This window comes from Xylophilus sp. ASV27 (assembly GCF_016428875.1).
Classification (GTDB): domain Bacteria; phylum Pseudomonadota; class Gammaproteobacteria; order Burkholderiales; family Burkholderiaceae_C; genus Xylophilus.
In genome coordinates this window covers 22,440-38,012 of sequence record NZ_JAELTO010000036.1, presented here as the reverse complement: position 1 = coordinate 38,012, position 15,573 = coordinate 22,440, and the positions used below count along the sequence as shown (strand labels likewise).

At 66.7% G+C, this 15,573-nt stretch carries 17 protein-coding genes; 7 read left to right on the top strand and 10 right to left on the bottom strand.

What is annotated here, in order from left to right; all coding sequences use genetic code 11:
* Nucleotides 1-105: 105 nt before the first annotated feature.
* Nucleotides 106-333, bottom strand: coding sequence for a hypothetical protein (locus JHD63_RS09875; RefSeq protein WP_198970577.1), 228 nt, complete (start codon nt 331-333; stop codon nt 106-108).
* A 53-nt stretch (nt 334-386) separates the two neighbouring features.
* Entirely contained in the window at nt 387-1,568 is a 1,182-nt protein-coding gene (locus JHD63_RS09870) for a GNAT family N-acetyltransferase (RefSeq protein WP_233167886.1), read from the bottom strand.
* A 297-nt stretch (nt 1,569-1,865) separates the two neighbouring features.
* Here JHD63_RS09870 and JHD63_RS09865 point away from each other — a divergent pair, with 297 nt between their 5' ends.
* Nucleotides 1,866-2,204: a P-II family nitrogen regulator gene (locus JHD63_RS09865; protein WP_198970575.1), complete on the top strand. Its 339-nt coding sequence runs from the start codon at nt 1,866-1,868 to the stop codon at nt 2,202-2,204.
* Between the two features lie 9 nt (nt 2,205-2,213).
* On the opposite strand, the gene JHD63_RS09860 is transcribed toward JHD63_RS09865, so the two are convergent.
* The 5 genes from JHD63_RS09860 to JHD63_RS09840 are packed head-to-tail and all read right to left on the bottom strand — an operon-like array spanning nt 2,214 to nt 5,074.
* Nucleotides 2,214-2,807 carry an LOG family protein gene (locus JHD63_RS09860; RefSeq protein WP_198970574.1) on the bottom strand — a complete coding sequence of 198 codons (594 nt, stop codon included), beginning with the start codon at nt 2,805-2,807 and terminating at the stop codon, nt 2,214-2,216.
* Between the two features lie 2 nt (nt 2,808-2,809).
* Nucleotides 2,810-3,364: an RDD family protein gene (locus tag JHD63_RS09855; RefSeq protein ID WP_198970573.1), complete on the bottom strand. Its 555-nt coding sequence runs from the start codon at nt 3,362-3,364 to the stop codon at nt 2,810-2,812.
* Between the two features lie 16 nt (nt 3,365-3,380).
* Complete coding sequence (locus JHD63_RS09850; RefSeq protein ID WP_198970572.1) at nt 3,381-4,058, bottom strand: DUF3106 domain-containing protein; 678 nt, start codon at nt 4,056-4,058, stop codon at nt 3,381-3,383.
* A gap of 9 nt (nt 4,059-4,067) precedes the next feature.
* Nucleotides 4,068-4,511: a DUF3619 family protein gene (locus tag JHD63_RS09845; RefSeq protein WP_198970571.1), complete on the bottom strand. Its 444-nt coding sequence runs from the start codon at nt 4,509-4,511 to the stop codon at nt 4,068-4,070.
* A complete protein-coding gene (locus tag JHD63_RS09840) occupies nt 4,508-5,074 on the bottom strand; it encodes an RNA polymerase sigma factor (RefSeq protein ID WP_198970570.1) in 567 nt (188 codons plus the stop codon). The genes JHD63_RS09845 and JHD63_RS09840 overlap by 4 nt, the downstream gene beginning before the upstream one ends.
* A 296-nt stretch (nt 5,075-5,370) precedes the next feature.
* Between JHD63_RS09840 and JHD63_RS09835 the strand changes: the two genes are divergently transcribed.
* The 6 genes from JHD63_RS09835 (at nt 5,371) to JHD63_RS09810 (ending at nt 13,099) form a co-directional block, all read left to right on the top strand.
* Nucleotides 5,371-7,161 carry an acetolactate synthase 3 catalytic subunit gene (locus JHD63_RS09835; protein WP_198970569.1) on the top strand — a complete coding sequence of 597 codons (1,791 nt, stop codon included), beginning with the start codon at nt 5,371-5,373 and terminating at the stop codon, nt 7,159-7,161.
* A gap of 150 nt (nt 7,162-7,311) precedes the next feature.
* On the top strand, nt 7,312-7,803 hold the full coding sequence (gene ilvN / locus JHD63_RS09830) for an acetolactate synthase small subunit (RefSeq protein ID WP_198970568.1): 492 nt from the start codon (nt 7,312-7,314) through the stop codon (nt 7,801-7,803).
* A 139-nt stretch (nt 7,804-7,942) separates the two neighbouring features.
* Nucleotides 7,943-8,959 carry a ketol-acid reductoisomerase gene (gene ilvC / locus JHD63_RS09825; RefSeq protein WP_198970567.1) on the top strand — a complete coding sequence of 339 codons (1,017 nt, stop codon included), beginning with the start codon at nt 7,943-7,945 and terminating at the stop codon, nt 8,957-8,959.
* Nucleotides 8,960-9,064: 105 nt separating this feature from the next.
* Nucleotides 9,065-9,904 carry a CDP-diacylglycerol--serine O-phosphatidyltransferase gene (gene pssA, locus JHD63_RS09820; RefSeq protein ID WP_198970566.1) on the top strand — a complete coding sequence of 280 codons (840 nt, stop codon included), beginning with the start codon at nt 9,065-9,067 and terminating at the stop codon, nt 9,902-9,904.
* Between the two features lie 199 nt (nt 9,905-10,103).
* Nucleotides 10,104-11,807, top strand: coding sequence for a 2-isopropylmalate synthase (gene leuA, locus JHD63_RS09815; RefSeq protein WP_198970565.1), 1,704 nt, complete (start codon nt 10,104-10,106; stop codon nt 11,805-11,807).
* Between the two features lie 212 nt (nt 11,808-12,019).
* A complete protein-coding gene (locus JHD63_RS09810; RefSeq protein ID WP_198970564.1) occupies nt 12,020-13,099 on the top strand; it encodes a serine hydrolase in 1,080 nt (359 codons plus the stop codon).
* 53 nt (nt 13,100-13,152) lie between these two features.
* Here the strand turns inward: JHD63_RS09810 and JHD63_RS09805 are convergent, their stop codons facing one another.
* The 3 genes from JHD63_RS09805 to aat form a co-directional block, all read right to left on the bottom strand.
* Nucleotides 13,153-13,944 carry an IclR family transcriptional regulator gene (locus JHD63_RS09805; RefSeq protein WP_198970563.1) on the bottom strand — a complete coding sequence of 264 codons (792 nt, stop codon included), beginning with the start codon at nt 13,942-13,944 and terminating at the stop codon, nt 13,153-13,155.
* Nucleotides 13,945-14,026: 82 nt separating this feature from the next.
* A complete protein-coding gene (locus JHD63_RS09800) occupies nt 14,027-14,761 on the bottom strand; it encodes an arginyltransferase (RefSeq protein WP_198970562.1) in 735 nt (244 codons plus the stop codon).
* Complete coding sequence (gene aat / locus JHD63_RS09795) at nt 14,758-15,513, bottom strand: leucyl/phenylalanyl-tRNA--protein transferase (RefSeq protein WP_198970561.1); 756 nt, start codon at nt 15,511-15,513, stop codon at nt 14,758-14,760. Before aat ends, JHD63_RS09800 begins: the two co-directional genes overlap by 4 nt.
* Between the last annotated feature and the right edge of the window lie 60 nt (nt 15,514-15,573).

Sequence of the window (15,573 nt, the reverse complement as noted above, 5' to 3'; positions counted from 1 at the left end):
CCCCCCCCCCCCCCCCCCCCCCCCCCCCCCCCCCCCCCCCCCCCCCCCCCCCCCCCCCCCCCCCCCCCCCCCCCCCCCCCCCCCCCCCCCCCCCCCCCCCCTTTTTTAGATGTGTATAAGAGACAGGTCCACGGTGACGGCCAAGGTCGCGGCCCCCAGGGCCCCGCTGCCGGCGCTGCGCACCAGCGCCGGGAGTTCGCCGGCTCCGGCCCCCGAGCGTGCGCCCGCGCCCGCCGCCAAGCCGGCAACGCCCACCGCCAAGCTGGCAACGCCAGCCGCCAAGCCGGCAACGCCGCCGCCCAGCAAGCCTGCGACCGCCCCGGCCCCGGCCATGGCCGGGGCCGGCTCCGACGACGACTGGGAAACCTTCTGAGCGCCGGCGCTTCTCAGCGCCGCCGGAACGGCGAGCGCGCCTCCAGGTCTTCCAGGTAGCGCGCCACGCCTTCGCCCTCGCGCTCCAGGAAGCGCTCCACCGCGTCGGCGAAGTCGGGCCGCGCCAGCCAGTGCGCGCTGGTGGTCGCCACCGGCAGCAGCGCCCGCGCCATCTTGTGCTCGCCCTGCGCGCCGCCCTCGAAGCGGTCGAAGCCATGGGCGATGCACCAGGCCAGCGGCTGGTAGTAGCAGGCCTCGAAGTGCAAGCAGTCCACCCGCTCCAGCGCGCCCCAGTAGCGGCCGTAGGCCACCTTTTCTGCATGAAATTGGCCTGAAGCCCAGGTGGTATCTTGGCTTATAGCTATCAAACTGCTAGCAATGGGCCGGCCCGCGCGCTCGGCGACGAACAGCAGCCAGTGTTCGGGCATGTCCGCCTGCATGCGGTGGAAGAAGTCGCGGCTCAGGTAGGGCGCATTGCCGTGTTCGAGATAGGTGCGTTCGTAGCAGCGGTAGAAGAAGTCCCAGTCGGCCGATGCAATGTCGCGGCCGCGCGCCCAGCGGAAATGCACACCGGCCTCGGCCACCTTGCGGCGCTCCTGGCGGATCTTCTTGCGCTTGTCCTGCGACAGGCTGGCGAGGAAATCGTCGAAACCGCCATAGGCCGCGTTGGTCCAGTGGAACTGCACGGTATGGCGCAGCATCAGGCCCGCGGCGCGGCAGGCGTCGATGTCTTCCCCGGCCCCGAACAGCAGGTGCAGCGAGGACAGGCCCTGCTCCCCGCACCAGGCGACGAGCCCCTGCACCAGCAGGCGGCGCGCGTCGGCGTCGCGCGCCAGCAGCCGCGCGCCCGGCACCGGGGTGAAGGGCACGGCGACCACCGCCTTGGGGTAGTAGTCCAGCCCATGCTGGGCATAGGCGTTGGCCCAGGCCCAGTCGAACACGTATTCGCCGTAGGAATGCGGCTTGGCGTAGAGCACGCAGGCCGCCCGCAGCCCGGCACCCTGCCAGAGGGTGAAGAACAGCGGCGTCCAGCCGGTGGCGGGCGTGGCGCTGCCGCTGTCGTGCAGCGCCGACAGGTAGGCATGCCGCATGAAGGGCGTGGGCTGGGATTGGGCGGCGAGCAGGGCGTCCCAGGCGGCGGCGTCGATGCCGCCTGCGGCATCGGACACGCGCAGTTGGTACGGGGAGTGTGGCAAGGCGGGGCAGCTTTCGAGGCGTGGCGGGCCATCGTGCCACAGCGCAGAAACCTGCGCCGGCGTGCGGCGCCGGTTCTGCGCCGCCGGCAGCCGCGATCGTCGGAAGCCGGGGCGCGGGCTGGGCATGACGCTGCATGGCAGGCCGTAGTGGTTGCGGCAACCGAGGAGGCCGGAGAATCCAGCGAGGCTGCCTCTCGATAACCGAATTGCACGCCCGGCATCGGGCGCATTCCGCGCGGACTGGCGTTACGCTATCACCCGCGAATTCGCCCGACCCTTGAAGAACAGGACACATCCATGAAGCAGATCACCGCCGTCATCAAACCTTTCAAGCTCGAAGAGGTGCGTGAGGCGCTCGCCCAGTGCGGCGTTACCGGCCTTACCGTCACCGAGGTCAAGGGCTTCGGCCGCCAGAAGGGGCATACCGAGCTATACCGCGGCGCCGAGTACGTGGTGGACTTCCTGCCCAAGGTGAAGGTCGAGGTGGTGGTGAATACGGAGGACGTGGACCGCTGCGTGGAGGCCATCGTGAACGCCGCGCGCACCGGCAAGATCGGCGACGGCAAGATCTTCGTCACCGGCGTGGAGCGCGTGGTGCGCATCCGCACCGGCGAGGAGGACGAGTCGGCGGTCTGAGACGGCGTGTCAGATCACGCTGCGCAGCGGCCCCCGATCACCGCCATGGCCTGCCGCCTGCACCAGGGCCGGCAGCAGCGCGGCGGCGTCGTCGCCGGCCTGCAGCAGCTCCATCTGCCACGGGTTCATGAAGCCGCTTTCCACGCTCTGCCGCAGGAAGGCCAGCAGGCCGTCGTAGTAGCCGCCCGCGTTGAGCAGGCCGACCGGCTTGGCGTGGTAGCCCAGTTGGCGCCAGGTCCAGACCTCGAACAGTTCCTCGAAGGTGCCGATGCCTCCGGGCAAGGCCAGGAAGGCGTCCGCGCGCTCGGCCATCATGGCCTTGCGCTCGTGCATGGTCTGCACGATGTGCAGTTCCTCGCAGCGCCGGTTGGCGAATTCCTTGTCCACCAGCGACTGCGGGATCACTCCCACCACGCGTCCGCCGGCGGCCTGCGTGGCGTCGGCCACCACGCCCATGAGGCCGTTGTGGCCGCCGCCGTACACCAGTTGGCCGCCGCGCGCGCCGATCCAGGTGCCGACGGCGCGCGCCGTCTCGGTGAAATGCGCGTCCTTTCCCGGACGCGAGCCGCAATAGACGCAAAGGGAGAAGGTGGGAGTGGACATGCTCAGCGTTTGGGGGGAAGGGCAGGGACGCTCACCAGCCGGGTGCCGGCCAGCGCGTCGTGCAGGAACTGCCGTTGCGCGTGGAAGCGGCTCAGCAGCGCCCAGACCGCGACCCAGCCCAGCACGATGACCGAGGTCTCGGCCGCGTCCAGGTGAAACAGCGCGGCACCGGCCAGCGGCGGCAGCAGCCACAGCCAGCTCAGCACGTAGCGCGCCAGCGCGCGCGGCTGCGTGACCGGGCGGCCTGCTGCATCGACCAGCCGGATGTGCCAGGTCTTCATGGCCAGGGTCTGGCCCTTGGACCAGAACCAGACGAAGTAGATGCCGAACACCACGAACAGAAAAGCCTGCAGCGCATGCCGGTTGTCCAGGGCGTTGCGGGTCTGGCTCAGGGTGCCGAACAGGTAGCCGGCGATGAACACCACGCCGAACATCAGCATGCCCTCGTACAGCCAGCAGGCCATGCGGCGCGGCAATGAGGGCGCTATTAAATTAATAGCTGAAAGCCGAGGTGTTTCCTGGGCTTGTGGGCCTTTTAGCCCGGATTCAAGGTTCATCGATCGGCAAGGACGCTCAAGGTGCGGCAACCGGCGCAGCCGGTGCCAGCGCCGGCTGCGCCGCAAGGTGTTGCGGAAGGAGCGTATTGTGATCCACCTGGGTCGGCGACACGCCGATGCGCGTGGGCGGCTGCCTGCCGTCGGCAGGCAGCGGGGTGAGCCGCGGCGAGGGCGTGAGCCGCACCGCCGCCGCCGCGCCCGCCGGGCGGGCCGCGCCGCCGCTCGAAGCGAGCCTCTTGCGTTCTTCCTCGCTGAGGGCCTGGTAGGCCTCCCAGCGCTCCTTCTTGTGGTCCGGGGCGAGCTTGCTGGTTTCGGCGAAGTTGAGCCGTGCCTGCGCCCGCTGCTGGTTGCTCAACCCGGCCCATTCGCTCATGCGCGCATGCAGGCGGGCCTGATCCGCTTCCGACAGCGACTCGAAGTTGTGCGAAATGGCAATCCACTTGCGGCGCTGGGTGTCGCTCATGCCGCTCCAGTGCGGCGCCAGCGGCGCCAGGGCCTGGCGTTGGCTGCGGCCGAGGCTGGAGAAGTCGGCCCTGGACGATGCATGGCTGGTGGCGGACTTGCCCGAGAGATGCACGCCTGTGCCCGAGGAGGCGGGTGCCGGTGCCGGCTGCTGCGCCACGGCCGAAACCGCCCAGGCCGCGGCCAGCAGGGCGGCGATCGCGGCGGGCAGGCAGTGTGGCGCGTTGATCATGCGGGGCGTTCAGTGCTGCTCGTGGGCGCTGGTCTTGAGGAACTGCACGAAGCCGGGGTCGGTGTAGGCGGCGGTTGGCAGGTCGTCGGCCAGCAGGGCGGCGTCCACCTCGGCCAGTTCGCTCACCCGGTTGTCGTTCTGTACCGAATGGATCAGCACCAGCCCGCCGACCAGGGCCACCAGCGGCAGGGCCGTGGCCAGGCGGCCCCAGAAGCCCAGTTTGCCGGAGCCGAACGTGGCGGTGGCGGTGGCGCCCTGGCCGAAGATCGCCGAGGCCGTGCGTGCCCGCACGTTCACGACCTTGCGGCGCGCCAGCGCCTGCCGCCGCACCATGCGCAGCCGCTCCGACAGGTCGTGCGGCAGTTGCCGGGCGCCCTCGGACAGGCGCGCGGCAATGCGCTCGCCGAATTCGTCCTGCAGATGGGCGGTGGTGAGTGTTTGCGACTTGTTCATATCTGGATTCCCTTTGCCTTCAGCGCCTTGCCGAGGGCCTGGACCGCACGCGAACAGTGGGTCTTGACGCTGCCTTCCGAACAGCCCATGGCCGCGGCGGTTTCTGCCACGTCCATTTCCTCCCAGTAACGCATCAGGAAAGCCTCGCGTTGACGCGGCGGCAATTCTTGTATTTCTGCTTCGATCTGCTGCAGGACCTGTGCCCGCCGGGTGGTGTCCTCCGCGCTCTCGGTGCGGTGGCTGCCGTCGTCGATCTGCAGGGTGTCGAGCAGGTTGAAGTCGCCGTCCTCCGAGGACACCTCGAAATCGCTCATGTTGGAGAAGATCGCATTGCGCGTCTTCTGCCGCCGGAACCAGTCCAGCGTGCAGTTGGAGAGGATGCGCTGGAACAGCATCGGCAGTTCGTCGGCCGGCCGGTCGCCATAGTGCTCGGCCAGGCGCAGCATGCTGTCCTGCACGATGTCCAGTGCCGCCTCTTCGTTGCGTACGTGATACACCGAGCGCTTGAAGGCGCGCGTTTCGACGCTTTTCAGGAAGTCGGAGAGTTCGCGTTCGGTGGCCAAGAAAGTCCGGCCGCTACGGGCGGCACTGTGGGGGCTCGGGGGCGCGCATGCGCCTCGTTCGGGGTGCCTGTGGGGCGCGGCGGATTATCGCATCGCCTTATTTTTTGCGGTGCGCGCGGGGCCGGGCGCGGCGAAATGCAATAATCCGCGCTGCACATCAAAAGGCAAACGGGTCCCGGTCCGGCGTAAAAGCACATCGCCCATGTCCGCGGATCCTAAGTTCCGACACCGCCTCACGAGGGTTGGGTGAAGGAGCACCCAAGGTTTTTCGTTAGAGAAATTCGCAAAGGTTGATCATGGAAATCTCCAAGGCCGAAATCGCTTCGGCAGCCGCCGCCGGCGCGCGCACCGCATCCTCCACCGAACCGAAAGAGCTCATGGGCGCAGAAGTGCTCGTGAAGTCGCTCCAGGCCGAGGGCGTCCAGTTCATCTGGGGCTATCCGGGCGGCGCGGTGCTCTACATCTACGACGCGTTCTACAAGCAGGACAGCATCCAGCACGTTCTGGTGCGCCACGAGCAGGCGGCCGTGCACGCGGCCGACGGCTACGCCCGCACCACGGGCGACGTCGGGGTGGCGCTGGTCACCTCCGGTCCGGGCCTGACCAATGCGGTCACCGGCATCGCCACGGCCTACATGGATTCGATCCCGATGGTGATCATCAGCGGCCAGGTGCCGACGGCGGCCATCGGCCTGGACGCCTTCCAGGAGTGCGACACGGTTGGCATCACGCGCCCGATCGTCAAGCACAACTTCCTGGTCAAGGACCCGCGCGACATCGCCATGACGATGAAGAAGGCCTTCCACATCGCGCGCAGCGGCCGTCCCGGCCCGGTGGTGGTGGACATCCCGAAGGACGTGTCCTTCAAGAAGGTGGCCTACGCCGGCTACCCCGAGACCGTGGAGATGCGCTCCTACAACCCGGTCAGGAAGGGCCACGGCGGCCAGATCCGCAAGGCGCTGCAACTGCTGCTGGGCGCCAAGCGCCCCTACATCTACACCGGCGGCGGCGTGCTGCTGGGCAATGCCAGCAACGAACTGCGCACGCTGGTCGATATGCTCGGCTACCCGGTCACCAACACGCTGATGGGCCTGGGCGCCTATCCGGCGTCGGACCGCAAGTTCCTGGGTATGCTGGGCATGCACGGCACCTGGGAAGCCAACAATGCCATGCAGCACTGCGACGTGCTGCTGGCCGTGGGCGCGCGCTTCGACGACCGCGTGATCGGCAACCCCAAGCACTTCGCGCAGAACGAGCGCAAGATCATCCATATCGACATCGACCCGTCGAGCATCTCCAAGCGCGTGAAGGTGGATGTGCCCATCGTCGGCGACGTGAAGGACGTGCTGACCGAGCTGATCGCCATGGTCAAGGAGTCGGCGCTCAGGCCCGACGCCCAGGCCCTGGCCAGCTGGTGGGAGACCATCGAAGGCTGGCGCGGCCGCGACTGCCTCAGGTACGAGCATGGCGACGGCGACGTGATCAAGCCGCAGTACGTGGTCGAGACGCTCTGGAACATGACCAAGGACGTCGAGACCTACATCACCTCCGACGTCGGCCAGCACCAGATGTGGGCGGCGCAGTACTACCGCTTCGACGAGCCGCGCCGCTGGATCAATTCCGGCGGCCTGGGCACCATGGGCGTGGGCATTCCCTACGCCATGGGGGTGAAGCTGGCCAAGCCCGAGAGCGAGGTGTTCTGCATCACCGGCGAAGGCTCGGTGCAGATGTGCATCCAGGAGCTCTCCACCTGCCTGCAGTACAACACGCCGATCAAGATCTGCTCGCTCAACAACCGCTACCTGGGCATGGTGCGCCAGTGGCAGGAGATCGAATACTCCGGCCGCTACAGCCACAGCTACATGGACGCGCTGCCCAACTTCGTGAAGCTGGCGGAGGCCTACGGCCACGTCGGCATGCTGATCGAGCATGCCAAGGACGTGGAGCCGGCGCTGCGCGAGGCGCGCAAGCTCAAGGACCGCACGGTGTTCATGGATTTCCGCACCGATCCCACCGAGAACGTGTTCCCGATGGTCCAGGCCGGCAAGGGCATCACCGAAATGCTGCTGGGCAGCGAGGATCTCTGAAATCCAGACAAAAATCGGCTGAAGCCCTGGTGCCGCCTGGGCTTCATGCTATCAAATAGATAGCATCCATCCCTTCGACGAATCTATTGACCGCCGAGCCCGCGCATTACCGTGCGCGGGGGAGGGCGGCGAAAAGAGGAATCTCATCCCATGAAGCACATCATCGCCGTCCTGCTCGAGAACGAGCCCGGCGCACTCTCCCGCGTGGTGGGCCTGTTCTCGGCCCGCGGCTACAACATCGAATCGCTCACGGTGGCGCCGACCGAGGACCCCAGCCTGTCGCGCATGACCATCCAGACGGCCGGCTCGGACGACGTGATCGAGCAGATCACCAAGCACCTGAACCGGCTGATCGAAGTCGTCAAGGTGGTCGACCTGACCGAGGGCGCCTACACCGAGCGCGAACTCATGATGGTGAAGGTGCGCGCCGTCGGCAAGGAACGCGAGGAGATGAAGCGCATGGCCGACATCTTCCGCGGCCGCATCATCGACGTCACCGAGAAGAGCTACACCATCGAGCTGACCGGCGACCAGTCCAAGAACGATGCCTTCCTGCAGGCCATCGAACGCACGGCCATCCTGGAGACGGTGCGCACGGGCGCCAGCGGCATCGGCCGCGGCGAGCGCGTGGTGCGGGTCTAGCCGGCCTGAGTTTTTCCCCTTCCCGCTGTGCTTCGACAGGCTCAGCATGGCGGGTTTCCCTTGCAAGGCGAGAGTCCATCGGCCATCGCCCAGAGCCTGTCGACGGGCGGATTCGCCAACAAGAACCGGAGCTATATCCATGAAAGTTTTCTACGACAAAGACGCGGACCTGAGCCTGATCAAGGGCAAGACCGTCGCCATCATCGGTTACGGCAGCCAGGGCCATGCGCACGCGCAGAACCTCAACGACAGCGGCGTGAAGGTCGTGGTCGGCCTGCGCAAGGGCGGCGCCTCGTGGGACAAGGTCGGCAAGGCCGGCCTGCAGGTCGCCGAAGTGGCCGATGCGGTCAAGCAGGCCGACGTGGTCATGATCCTGCTGCCCGACGAGCAGATCGCCAGCGTCTACAAGAACGACGTGGCGCCCAACATCAAGCAGGGCGCCTCGCTGGTGTTCGCCCACGGCTTCAACGTGCACTACGGCTTCGTGCAGCCGCGCGCCGACCTCGACGTGTGGATGGTCGCGCCCAAGGCCCCGGGCCACACCGTGCGCGGCACCTACACCCAGGGTGGCGGCGTGCCGCACCTGATCGCGGTGCACCAGGACAAGAGCGGCAAGGCGCGTGACCTGGCGCTGTCCTACGCCATGGCCAACGGCGGCGGCAAGGCCGGCATCATCGAGACCAACTTCCGCGAAGAAACCGAAACCGACCTGTTCGGCGAGCAGGCCGTGCTGTGCGGCGGCACCGTCGAGCTGATCAAGGCCGGCTTCGAGACGCTGGTGGAAGCCGGCTATGCGCCCGAAATGGCCTACTTCGAGTGCCTGCACGAGCTCAAGCTCATCGTGGACCTGATCTACGAAGGCGGCATCGCCAACATGAACTACTCGATCTCCAACAACGCGGAATACGGCGAGTACGTCACCGGCCCGCGCATCGTGACGGACGAGACGAAGAAGGTCATGAAGCAGGTCCTGAAGGACATCCAGACCGGCGAATACGCCAAGAGCTTCGTGCTGGAGGCCGCCGCCGGCCAGCCCACGCTGATCAGCCGCCGCCGCCTGGGCGCCGAGCACCAGATCGAGCAGGTCGGCGCCAAGCTGCGCGCGATGATGCCCTGGATCGCCAAGAACAAGCTGGTGGACCAGTCGCGCAACTGATCCTGCGTGCTTGACGGCAAGGGCCACCCTGCGGTGGCCTTTGCTTTTTCGCCTTGCGCCTGCGCGCTCTTACACTCGCCTGCTGCGCTCCAAAGGACCCGTTTTATGCCGAATGCCCCCCGCCCGCTGGACCCCGCCCACGATGGAGTCGTGGTGCGCAAGCGCCGCAAAGGCATCTACATCCTGCCCAACCTGTTCACGCTGGCCGCGCTGTTCGGGGGCTTCTACGCCATCGTCATGGCCATGAACGGCCGCTTCGACCTTGCCGCCGCGGGCGTCTTCGTTGCCATGGTGCTCGACAGCCTGGACGGCCGCGTGGCGCGCATGACCAATACCCAGAGCGCCTTCGGCGAACAGATGGACTCGCTCTCGGACATGGTCTCGTTCGGGGCCGCTCCCGCGCTGATTGCCTACGAGTGGGGGCTGCGCGGGCTGGGACGCTGGGGCTGGATCGCCGCCTTCGTCTACTGCGCCTGTGCCGCGCTGCGGCTGGCGCGCTTCAACGTCAACACCACGGTCGTCGACAAGCGCTACTTCCAGGGCCTGCCCTCGCCCGCTGCCGCGGCACTGGTGACCGGCTTCATCTGGCTCATGAACGATGCGGGCGCGCGCAATGGCGGCCTGTCCTGGATGAGTTGGCCGCAGGTGACCTGGATCACGTTCGCCTTCACCCTCTACGCCGGCCTCACCATGGTCACCAACGTGCCGTTCTACAGCTTCAAGGACGTGCAGATGAAGAAGAGCGTGCCCTTCGCCGCCATCGTGCTGATCGCCCTGGGCATTGCCGTCATCAACATCGATCCGCCCACGGTGCTGTTCGGCATCTTCGTGGCCTATGGCCTGAGCGGCTACGCGGTCTATGCCTGGCGCCGGTTCAAGGGACGCCCGGCGAGCGTCATCAGCACCTCCACCGAGGAGCCGGACGAGCGCAACTGGCATCGCTGACGCCGGCGCTTGCAGGGCGCGCGCCGCCTGTGCTAGAGTCGCGCTCCATGACCAAGATTTCGCTGTCCCTACTACTACTGCTCGACGGGCAGAGACGGTAGCGCACGCGTAAACCTCACTCTACGGCCCGTTTTGCACCAGCAACGGGCCGTTTCCTTTTGGGGGTTGCTGGTTTTCACCATCGCAGAAAGATTCCATCATGTTGCAGCAACCCTCTACCAAGTACCGCAGTTTCCCGCCGGTCGGCCTGAAGGACCGCACTTGGCCCGATGCCGTGCTGACGAAGGCGCCCGTGTGGCTGTCGACCGACCTGCGGGATGGCAACCAGGCGCTGATCGAGCCCATGGACATCGAGCGCAAGATGCGCATGTTCGAGACCCTGGTGGCCATCGGCTTCAAGGAAATCGAGGTGGGATTCCCGTCGGCGTCCCAGACCGAGTTCGACTTCGTGCGCAAGCTCATCGAGGAGGACCGCATACCCGACGACGTCACGATCCAGGTGCTGACCCAGGCGCGCGACCATCTCATCGAGCGCACTTTCGAATCGCTGCAGGGCGCGCCGCGCGCCATCGTCCACCTCTACAACGCCGTGGCGCCCGTCATGCGCCGTGTGGTGCTGGGCATGGACGAGGACGGCATCGTGGAGCTGGCCACCATGCACGCCCGCATGTTCGCAGACTGCGCGGCCAGGCAGCCCGACACCCGGTGGACCTTCCAGTATTCGCCGGAAATGTTCTCGGGCACCGACCTGGCCTTCTCCAAGCGCGTGGTCGACGCCGTGACCGAGGTCTGGCGGCCAACGCCAGAGCGCAAGTGCATCGTCAACCTGCCCTCCACGGTCGAGCATTCCACGCCCAACGTCTTTGCCGACATGATCGAATGGATGCACCGCCACCTGGCGCGGCGCGACGCCATCGTGCTGTCGGTCCATCCGCACAATGACCGCGGCACCGGCACCGCGGCCGCCGAGCTGTCGCTCATGGCCGGTGCAGACCGCATCGAAGGCTGCCTGTTCGGCAACGGCGAGCGCACCGGCAACCTGGACCTGGTGAACGTGGCGCTCAATCTCTATACGCAGGGCGTGCCGCCGGGGCTGGATTTCTCCAACATCGACGAGATCCGCGCCACGGTCGAGTACTGCAACCAGATCCCGGTGCACCCGCGCCACCCCTACGTCGGCGACCTGGTCTACACCTCGTTCTCCGGGTCGCACCAGGACGCGATCAAGAAGGCCTTCACGGCACGCAAGGAGGGCGACATCTGGGACATTCCCTACCTGCCCATCGACCCGAAGGACGTCGGCCGCAGCTACGAGGCCGTGATCCGTGTCAACAGCCAGTCCGGCAAGGGCGGCATCTCCTACCTGCTCGAGAGCGAATATGGGCTCGAGATGCCGCGCCGCCTGCAGATCGAGTTCAGCCAGGTGGTGCAGCGCGCCATGGATGCCAGCGGCAAGGAAATGACGGCGCGCGATATCTGGGCGCTGTTCGAACAGGAGTACCGCCTGCGGTCCATCGATGTGCCCGAGCACCGGGTCGCCGAGGACAGCGTGAATGGACGCCACACGGTGCACCTGGAGGCGCGCATCGACTGGACCGATGGCCAGCGCGAGGTCGCCGGCCAGGGGACGGGGCCGATCGACGCATTCGTCGCCGGCCTGCGCGAAGCCACCGGCCACGCCGTGCGCGTGCTCGACTACCACCAGCATTCGATGGGCTCCGGCGCCGATGCCAAGTCGGTTGCCTATGTCGAAATGCAGGTCGATGACGGCCCCAGCCTGTTTGGTGCGGGCATGGATGTGAACATCGTGTCCGCCTCCTTGAAGGCCATCCTGTCGGGGCTGGCCCGCTCGTCCACTTCGGCTGCCCCGGTGCCGGCCGAGAGCGAAGCCGTGCCGGTCTGAGGCTTGCATGCGGCAGAGCCGGGAAGTCCGCCATCTGGCGGGCCCCCGGCTTTTTTGTGCTCCAATGTCGCCTTGCCGCTGCGGCAGCCGATACATTTTTTTGTAAATTTGGCAGAGCTTGAACTACGGCGCGCAAGTAATTGATCTTGCGCGTTTTTTTGAGTCCATTAAACTCCTGGCCTTGCCTACTTTTCCGCCGCGGAGCACCAATGATGTCAAGCCGTAACCCCCCCGTCTTGCGTCGCCTGGCCCGGGCCCTCACCGCAGCCGTATTTGCAACCTTGCTGGTGCAGCCGGCCGCGGAGGCCGGCCAGCAGCGAAAGAAGGCCGCCGTCAAGGCGCATTCCACGGTGGCGGTTCAGCAGCGGCAGGCGCGTCAGGTGGGGCCCCGCAAGGCAGTCACTGCGACGCGGGTCAGTCGGACTCTGTCGGCCCGCAAAGCTCCCGTGACGCGCGTGGCCTACGCGCCCCAGCGCCCCTCGTTCGGCCAACTCGCCGGCCTTCATTCTGCGCAAGACCCTCTGGATCTGAAGTCCAGCGTGGCCTTCGTCATGGACCAGGACACGCACGAGGTGCTGCTGAGCAAGAACGACAGCGCCGTGCTGCCGATCGCCTCCATCACCAAGCTCATGACGGGCCTGATCATCAGCGAAGCGCGGCTGCCGATGGACGAGATGATCACCATCACCCAGGACGACGTGGATACCGAGAAGTGGAGCCGTTCCCGCCTGGTCGTGGGCACCACGCTGAGCCGCGCGGAGCTGCTGCACCTGGCGCTCATGTCCAGCGAGAACCGTGCCGCCCACGCCCTGGGACGTACCTATCCTGGCGGCCTGGCCACGTTCGTCGCGCTGATGAATGCCAAGGCGCAGATGCTGGGCATGGCGGACACCCGCTATGTCGAGCCCACGGGCCTGTCCAGCCGCAACCAGTCCAGCGCCCGTGATCTGGCCACTCTGGTGGCTTCGGCCTATAAAGAGCCCATGTTGCGCGAACTCACCACTTCGCCCAGCTTTGCGGTGGAAGTCGGCAAGCGCACCTTGCAGTTCAACAACACGAACCGCCTGGTGCACAGCCCCGCCTGGGACATCGGGCTGCAGAAGACCGGCTTCATCAATGAAGCCGGGCAATGCCTGGTCATGCAGGCCAGGATCGCCGGCCGCAAGCTGATCATGGTGTTCCTCGATTCCGCCGGAAAGCTGAGCCGCGTGGCGGACGCGGAACGGGTGCGACACTGGGTGGAGTCGTTCCCGACTGCGGCGACGGAGCTGGTCAAGCACACCGACGGCTGAGGCGCGCAGCGGTTTGCCTGCCCTGCTCGGGGGCAGGCTGTACATGCGCGCGTTCAGGGGCGGTGCTGCGGCGGGCGGTGACCCAGTGCCTCGGAAATTTCCCGGGCCGTGGCCTCCAGCTTGGGGAGCCAGTTCTCGTCCAGGCGGTCGGCCGGAGCCGATATCGACAAGCCTGCAACGAGCTTGTCCTGGTCGTCGTAGATCCCGGCGGCCATGCAGCGCACGCCCAGCTCCAATTCTTCATTGTCGCGCGCCGAACCGTACTGGCGGGCGCGAGAGAGTTCGCGCTCCAGTACCGGCAACTGGGTGATGCTGTTGCGCGTATGGCCGCTCAGGCCGGTGCGGGTGGCGTAGGCGCGGACCCGCTGCGGGTCGTCCGCCGCCAGGAAGAGCTTGCCCACGGACGTGAGGTGCAGGGGTGCCCGGCCACCGATGGCGCGCACCACCTGCATGCCCGAGCGTTCGCTGTAAGCGCGCTCCACATAGACGATTTCGTCGCCCTGCCGCACGCTCAGGTTGACCGGCTGCTGGATCAGCTTGTGCAGTTCGCGCATCGGCAGCAGGGCGGCGTCGCGCACGCTGAGCCGGGCCTTGACCAGGTTGCCCAGTTCCAGCAGGCGCATGCCAAGGCGGTAGCTGCCGGCCTCGGGGCGGTCGACGAAGCGGCCGATGGTGAGGTCGTTGAGGATGCGGTGCGTGGTGGAAGGATGCAGTCCCGTGCGCTCGCTGATTTCCTTGAGCGAAATCGCGTCTTCGCGGGAGGCCAGGACGTCGATCAGGGTGAACATCCGTTCGATTACCTGGACGCTGGGCGTGGCGGGCACGCCGGAGTCTGTCTTCTTCATGGAACCTGTCTGAGACAACGGGTTTTGATTTTATCTTGTGAAAAGCAATCCTGCTCCTGCGGAATGAGCAGGCGTGCTGGCGTCAGCGTGCCTGCCAGCTTCCATCAACCAGCAACTCATAGGGGCGGAAGCGCGCCTTGTAGCGCATCTTGGAGCTTTCCTCGATCCAGTAGCCCAGGTAGACGTGCGGCAGCCCCAATTGCCGTGCCTGCTCGATCTGCCACAGGACGCCGTAGGTGCCGTAGCTGGCGCCGGGCTCGGGCGCGTAGAAGGTGTAGACGGCGGACAGGCCATCATTGACGATGTCCAGGATCGAAACCATGCGCAGGATACCGGCGCTGCCGTCGGGCCGCGTATCGCGGAATTCCACCAGGCGCGAATTGACCCGGCTCTGCAGCAGGAACTGCGTGTACTGGTCGATGCTGTCGTGGTCCATGCCGCCGCCGGCGTGGCGGCCATTCTGGTAGCGAAGGTAGAGTTCGTAGTGCTCCGGCAGGTAGCACAGCTTGAGCACGCGCGCCTGGAGCCGGCTGTGCTGCTGCCAGGCGCGGCGCTGGCTGCGGTCGGGCCTGAAGCGATCGGCCAAGACCCGCAGCGGCTGGCAGGCGCGGCAGCCATCGCAGTACGGTCGGTAGGTGAACATGCCGCTGCGCCGGAAGCCCTTGGCGATCAGCTCGCTGTAGATGTCGTTGTGGATCAGATGCCCGGGCGTGGCCACCTGGGAGCGCGCCTGCCGCTCCGGCAGGTAGCTGCAGGGATAGGGCGCCGTTGCATAGAACTGCAGGGCATGCAGCGGAAGATCCTTGAGGTGCGTCACGCGGCGGGCTGCAAGGGGCTGAGGAGTGAATTCCAGTATACGGGGTCGAATCTCCAGTCGGGGGGTGCTTGCCCGGACGCTGCGGCCATCGCCTCCAGGAATTCCGCCCGGCGGATTTCCGAGGCTCCGAGCGAGGCCAGATGCCGCGTGTTCTGCTGGCAATCGACCATGTCGACGCCCTGGTGGCGGCAGAACGCCACTAGGGCGGCCAATGCAATCTTCGAGGCGTCGGTACGGCGGGCGAACATGGACTCGCCGAAGACCGCCCTGCCGATGGCGACGCAGTAGAGTCCGCCGGCCAGTTGCCCGTCGATCCATGCCTCCACACTGTGGGCGTAGCCCGCGGCATGCAGGGCGATGTAGGCGCGCTCCATCTCAGGCAGGATCCACGTCCCCTGCTGCCCTTCGCGCGGTGAACGGGCGCAGGCTTGGATCACCGACGCGAAGTCATGGTCGATGCGTATCTGGCAAGCTGGCTGCGCCATGAAGCGCAGCAGGGTCTTGCGCAGGGAGCGGTGCAGGCGAAAGGCGGACGGCCGCAGCACCATGCGAGGATCCGGACTCCACCAGAGTATCGGCTGCCCGGCGCTGAACCACGGAAAGATGCCATGGCGGTACGCCTGCAGCAGGCGCGCAACGTCGAGCGTTCCGCCTGCGGCCAGCAGTCCCGGCGCGGGATCCGCATCGCCCCAGGCCTGGGCTGCTGCAGGAAAGGGGCTGAATTCATCGAGCCAGGGGATGGGGCGCGTCATCTGGGCTGCCGGGGCGGCCAAAAACCATGATTGTTCCATGGCGCGCCCGAACTGGCGATC

Coding starts and splice junctions, on each gene's coding strand:
- ilvN (WP_198970568.1), top strand. CDS start 7,312: ATGAAGCACATCATCGCCGTCCTGCTCGAGAACGAGCCCGGCGCACTC.
- JHD63_RS09855 (WP_198970573.1), bottom strand. CDS start 3,364: ATGAACCTTGAATCCGGGCTAAAAGGCCCACAAGCCCAGGAAACACCT.
- JHD63_RS09850 (WP_198970572.1), bottom strand. CDS start 4,058: ATGATCAACGCGCCACACTGCCTGCCCGCCGCGATCGCCGCCCTGCTG.
- JHD63_RS09805 (WP_198970563.1), bottom strand. CDS start 13,944: ATGAAGAAGACAGACTCCGGCGTGCCCGCCACGCCCAGCGTCCAGGTA.
- ilvC (WP_198970567.1), top strand. CDS start 7,943: ATGAAAGTTTTCTACGACAAAGACGCGGACCTGAGCCTGATCAAGGGC.
- JHD63_RS09860 (WP_198970574.1), bottom strand. CDS start 2,807: ATGTCCACTCCCACCTTCTCCCTTTGCGTCTATTGCGGCTCGCGTCCG.
- JHD63_RS09845 (WP_198970571.1), bottom strand. CDS start 4,511: ATGAACAAGTCGCAAACACTCACCACCGCCCATCTGCAGGACGAATTC.
- aat (WP_198970561.1), bottom strand. CDS start 15,513: ATGACGCGCCCCATCCCCTGGCTCGATGAATTCAGCCCCTTTCCTGCA.
- JHD63_RS09875 (WP_198970577.1), bottom strand. CDS start 333: ATGGCCGGGGCCGGGGCGGTCGCAGGCTTGCTGGGCGGCGGCGTTGCC.
- pssA (WP_198970566.1), top strand. CDS start 9,065: ATGCCGAATGCCCCCCGCCCGCTGGACCCCGCCCACGATGGAGTCGTG.
- leuA (WP_198970565.1), top strand. CDS start 10,104: ATGTTGCAGCAACCCTCTACCAAGTACCGCAGTTTCCCGCCGGTCGGC.
- JHD63_RS09835 (WP_198970569.1), top strand. CDS start 5,371: ATGGAAATCTCCAAGGCCGAAATCGCTTCGGCAGCCGCCGCCGGCGCG.
- JHD63_RS09865 (WP_198970575.1), top strand. CDS start 1,866: ATGAAGCAGATCACCGCCGTCATCAAACCTTTCAAGCTCGAAGAGGTG.
- JHD63_RS09810 (WP_198970564.1), top strand. CDS start 12,020: ATGTCAAGCCGTAACCCCCCCGTCTTGCGTCGCCTGGCCCGGGCCCTC.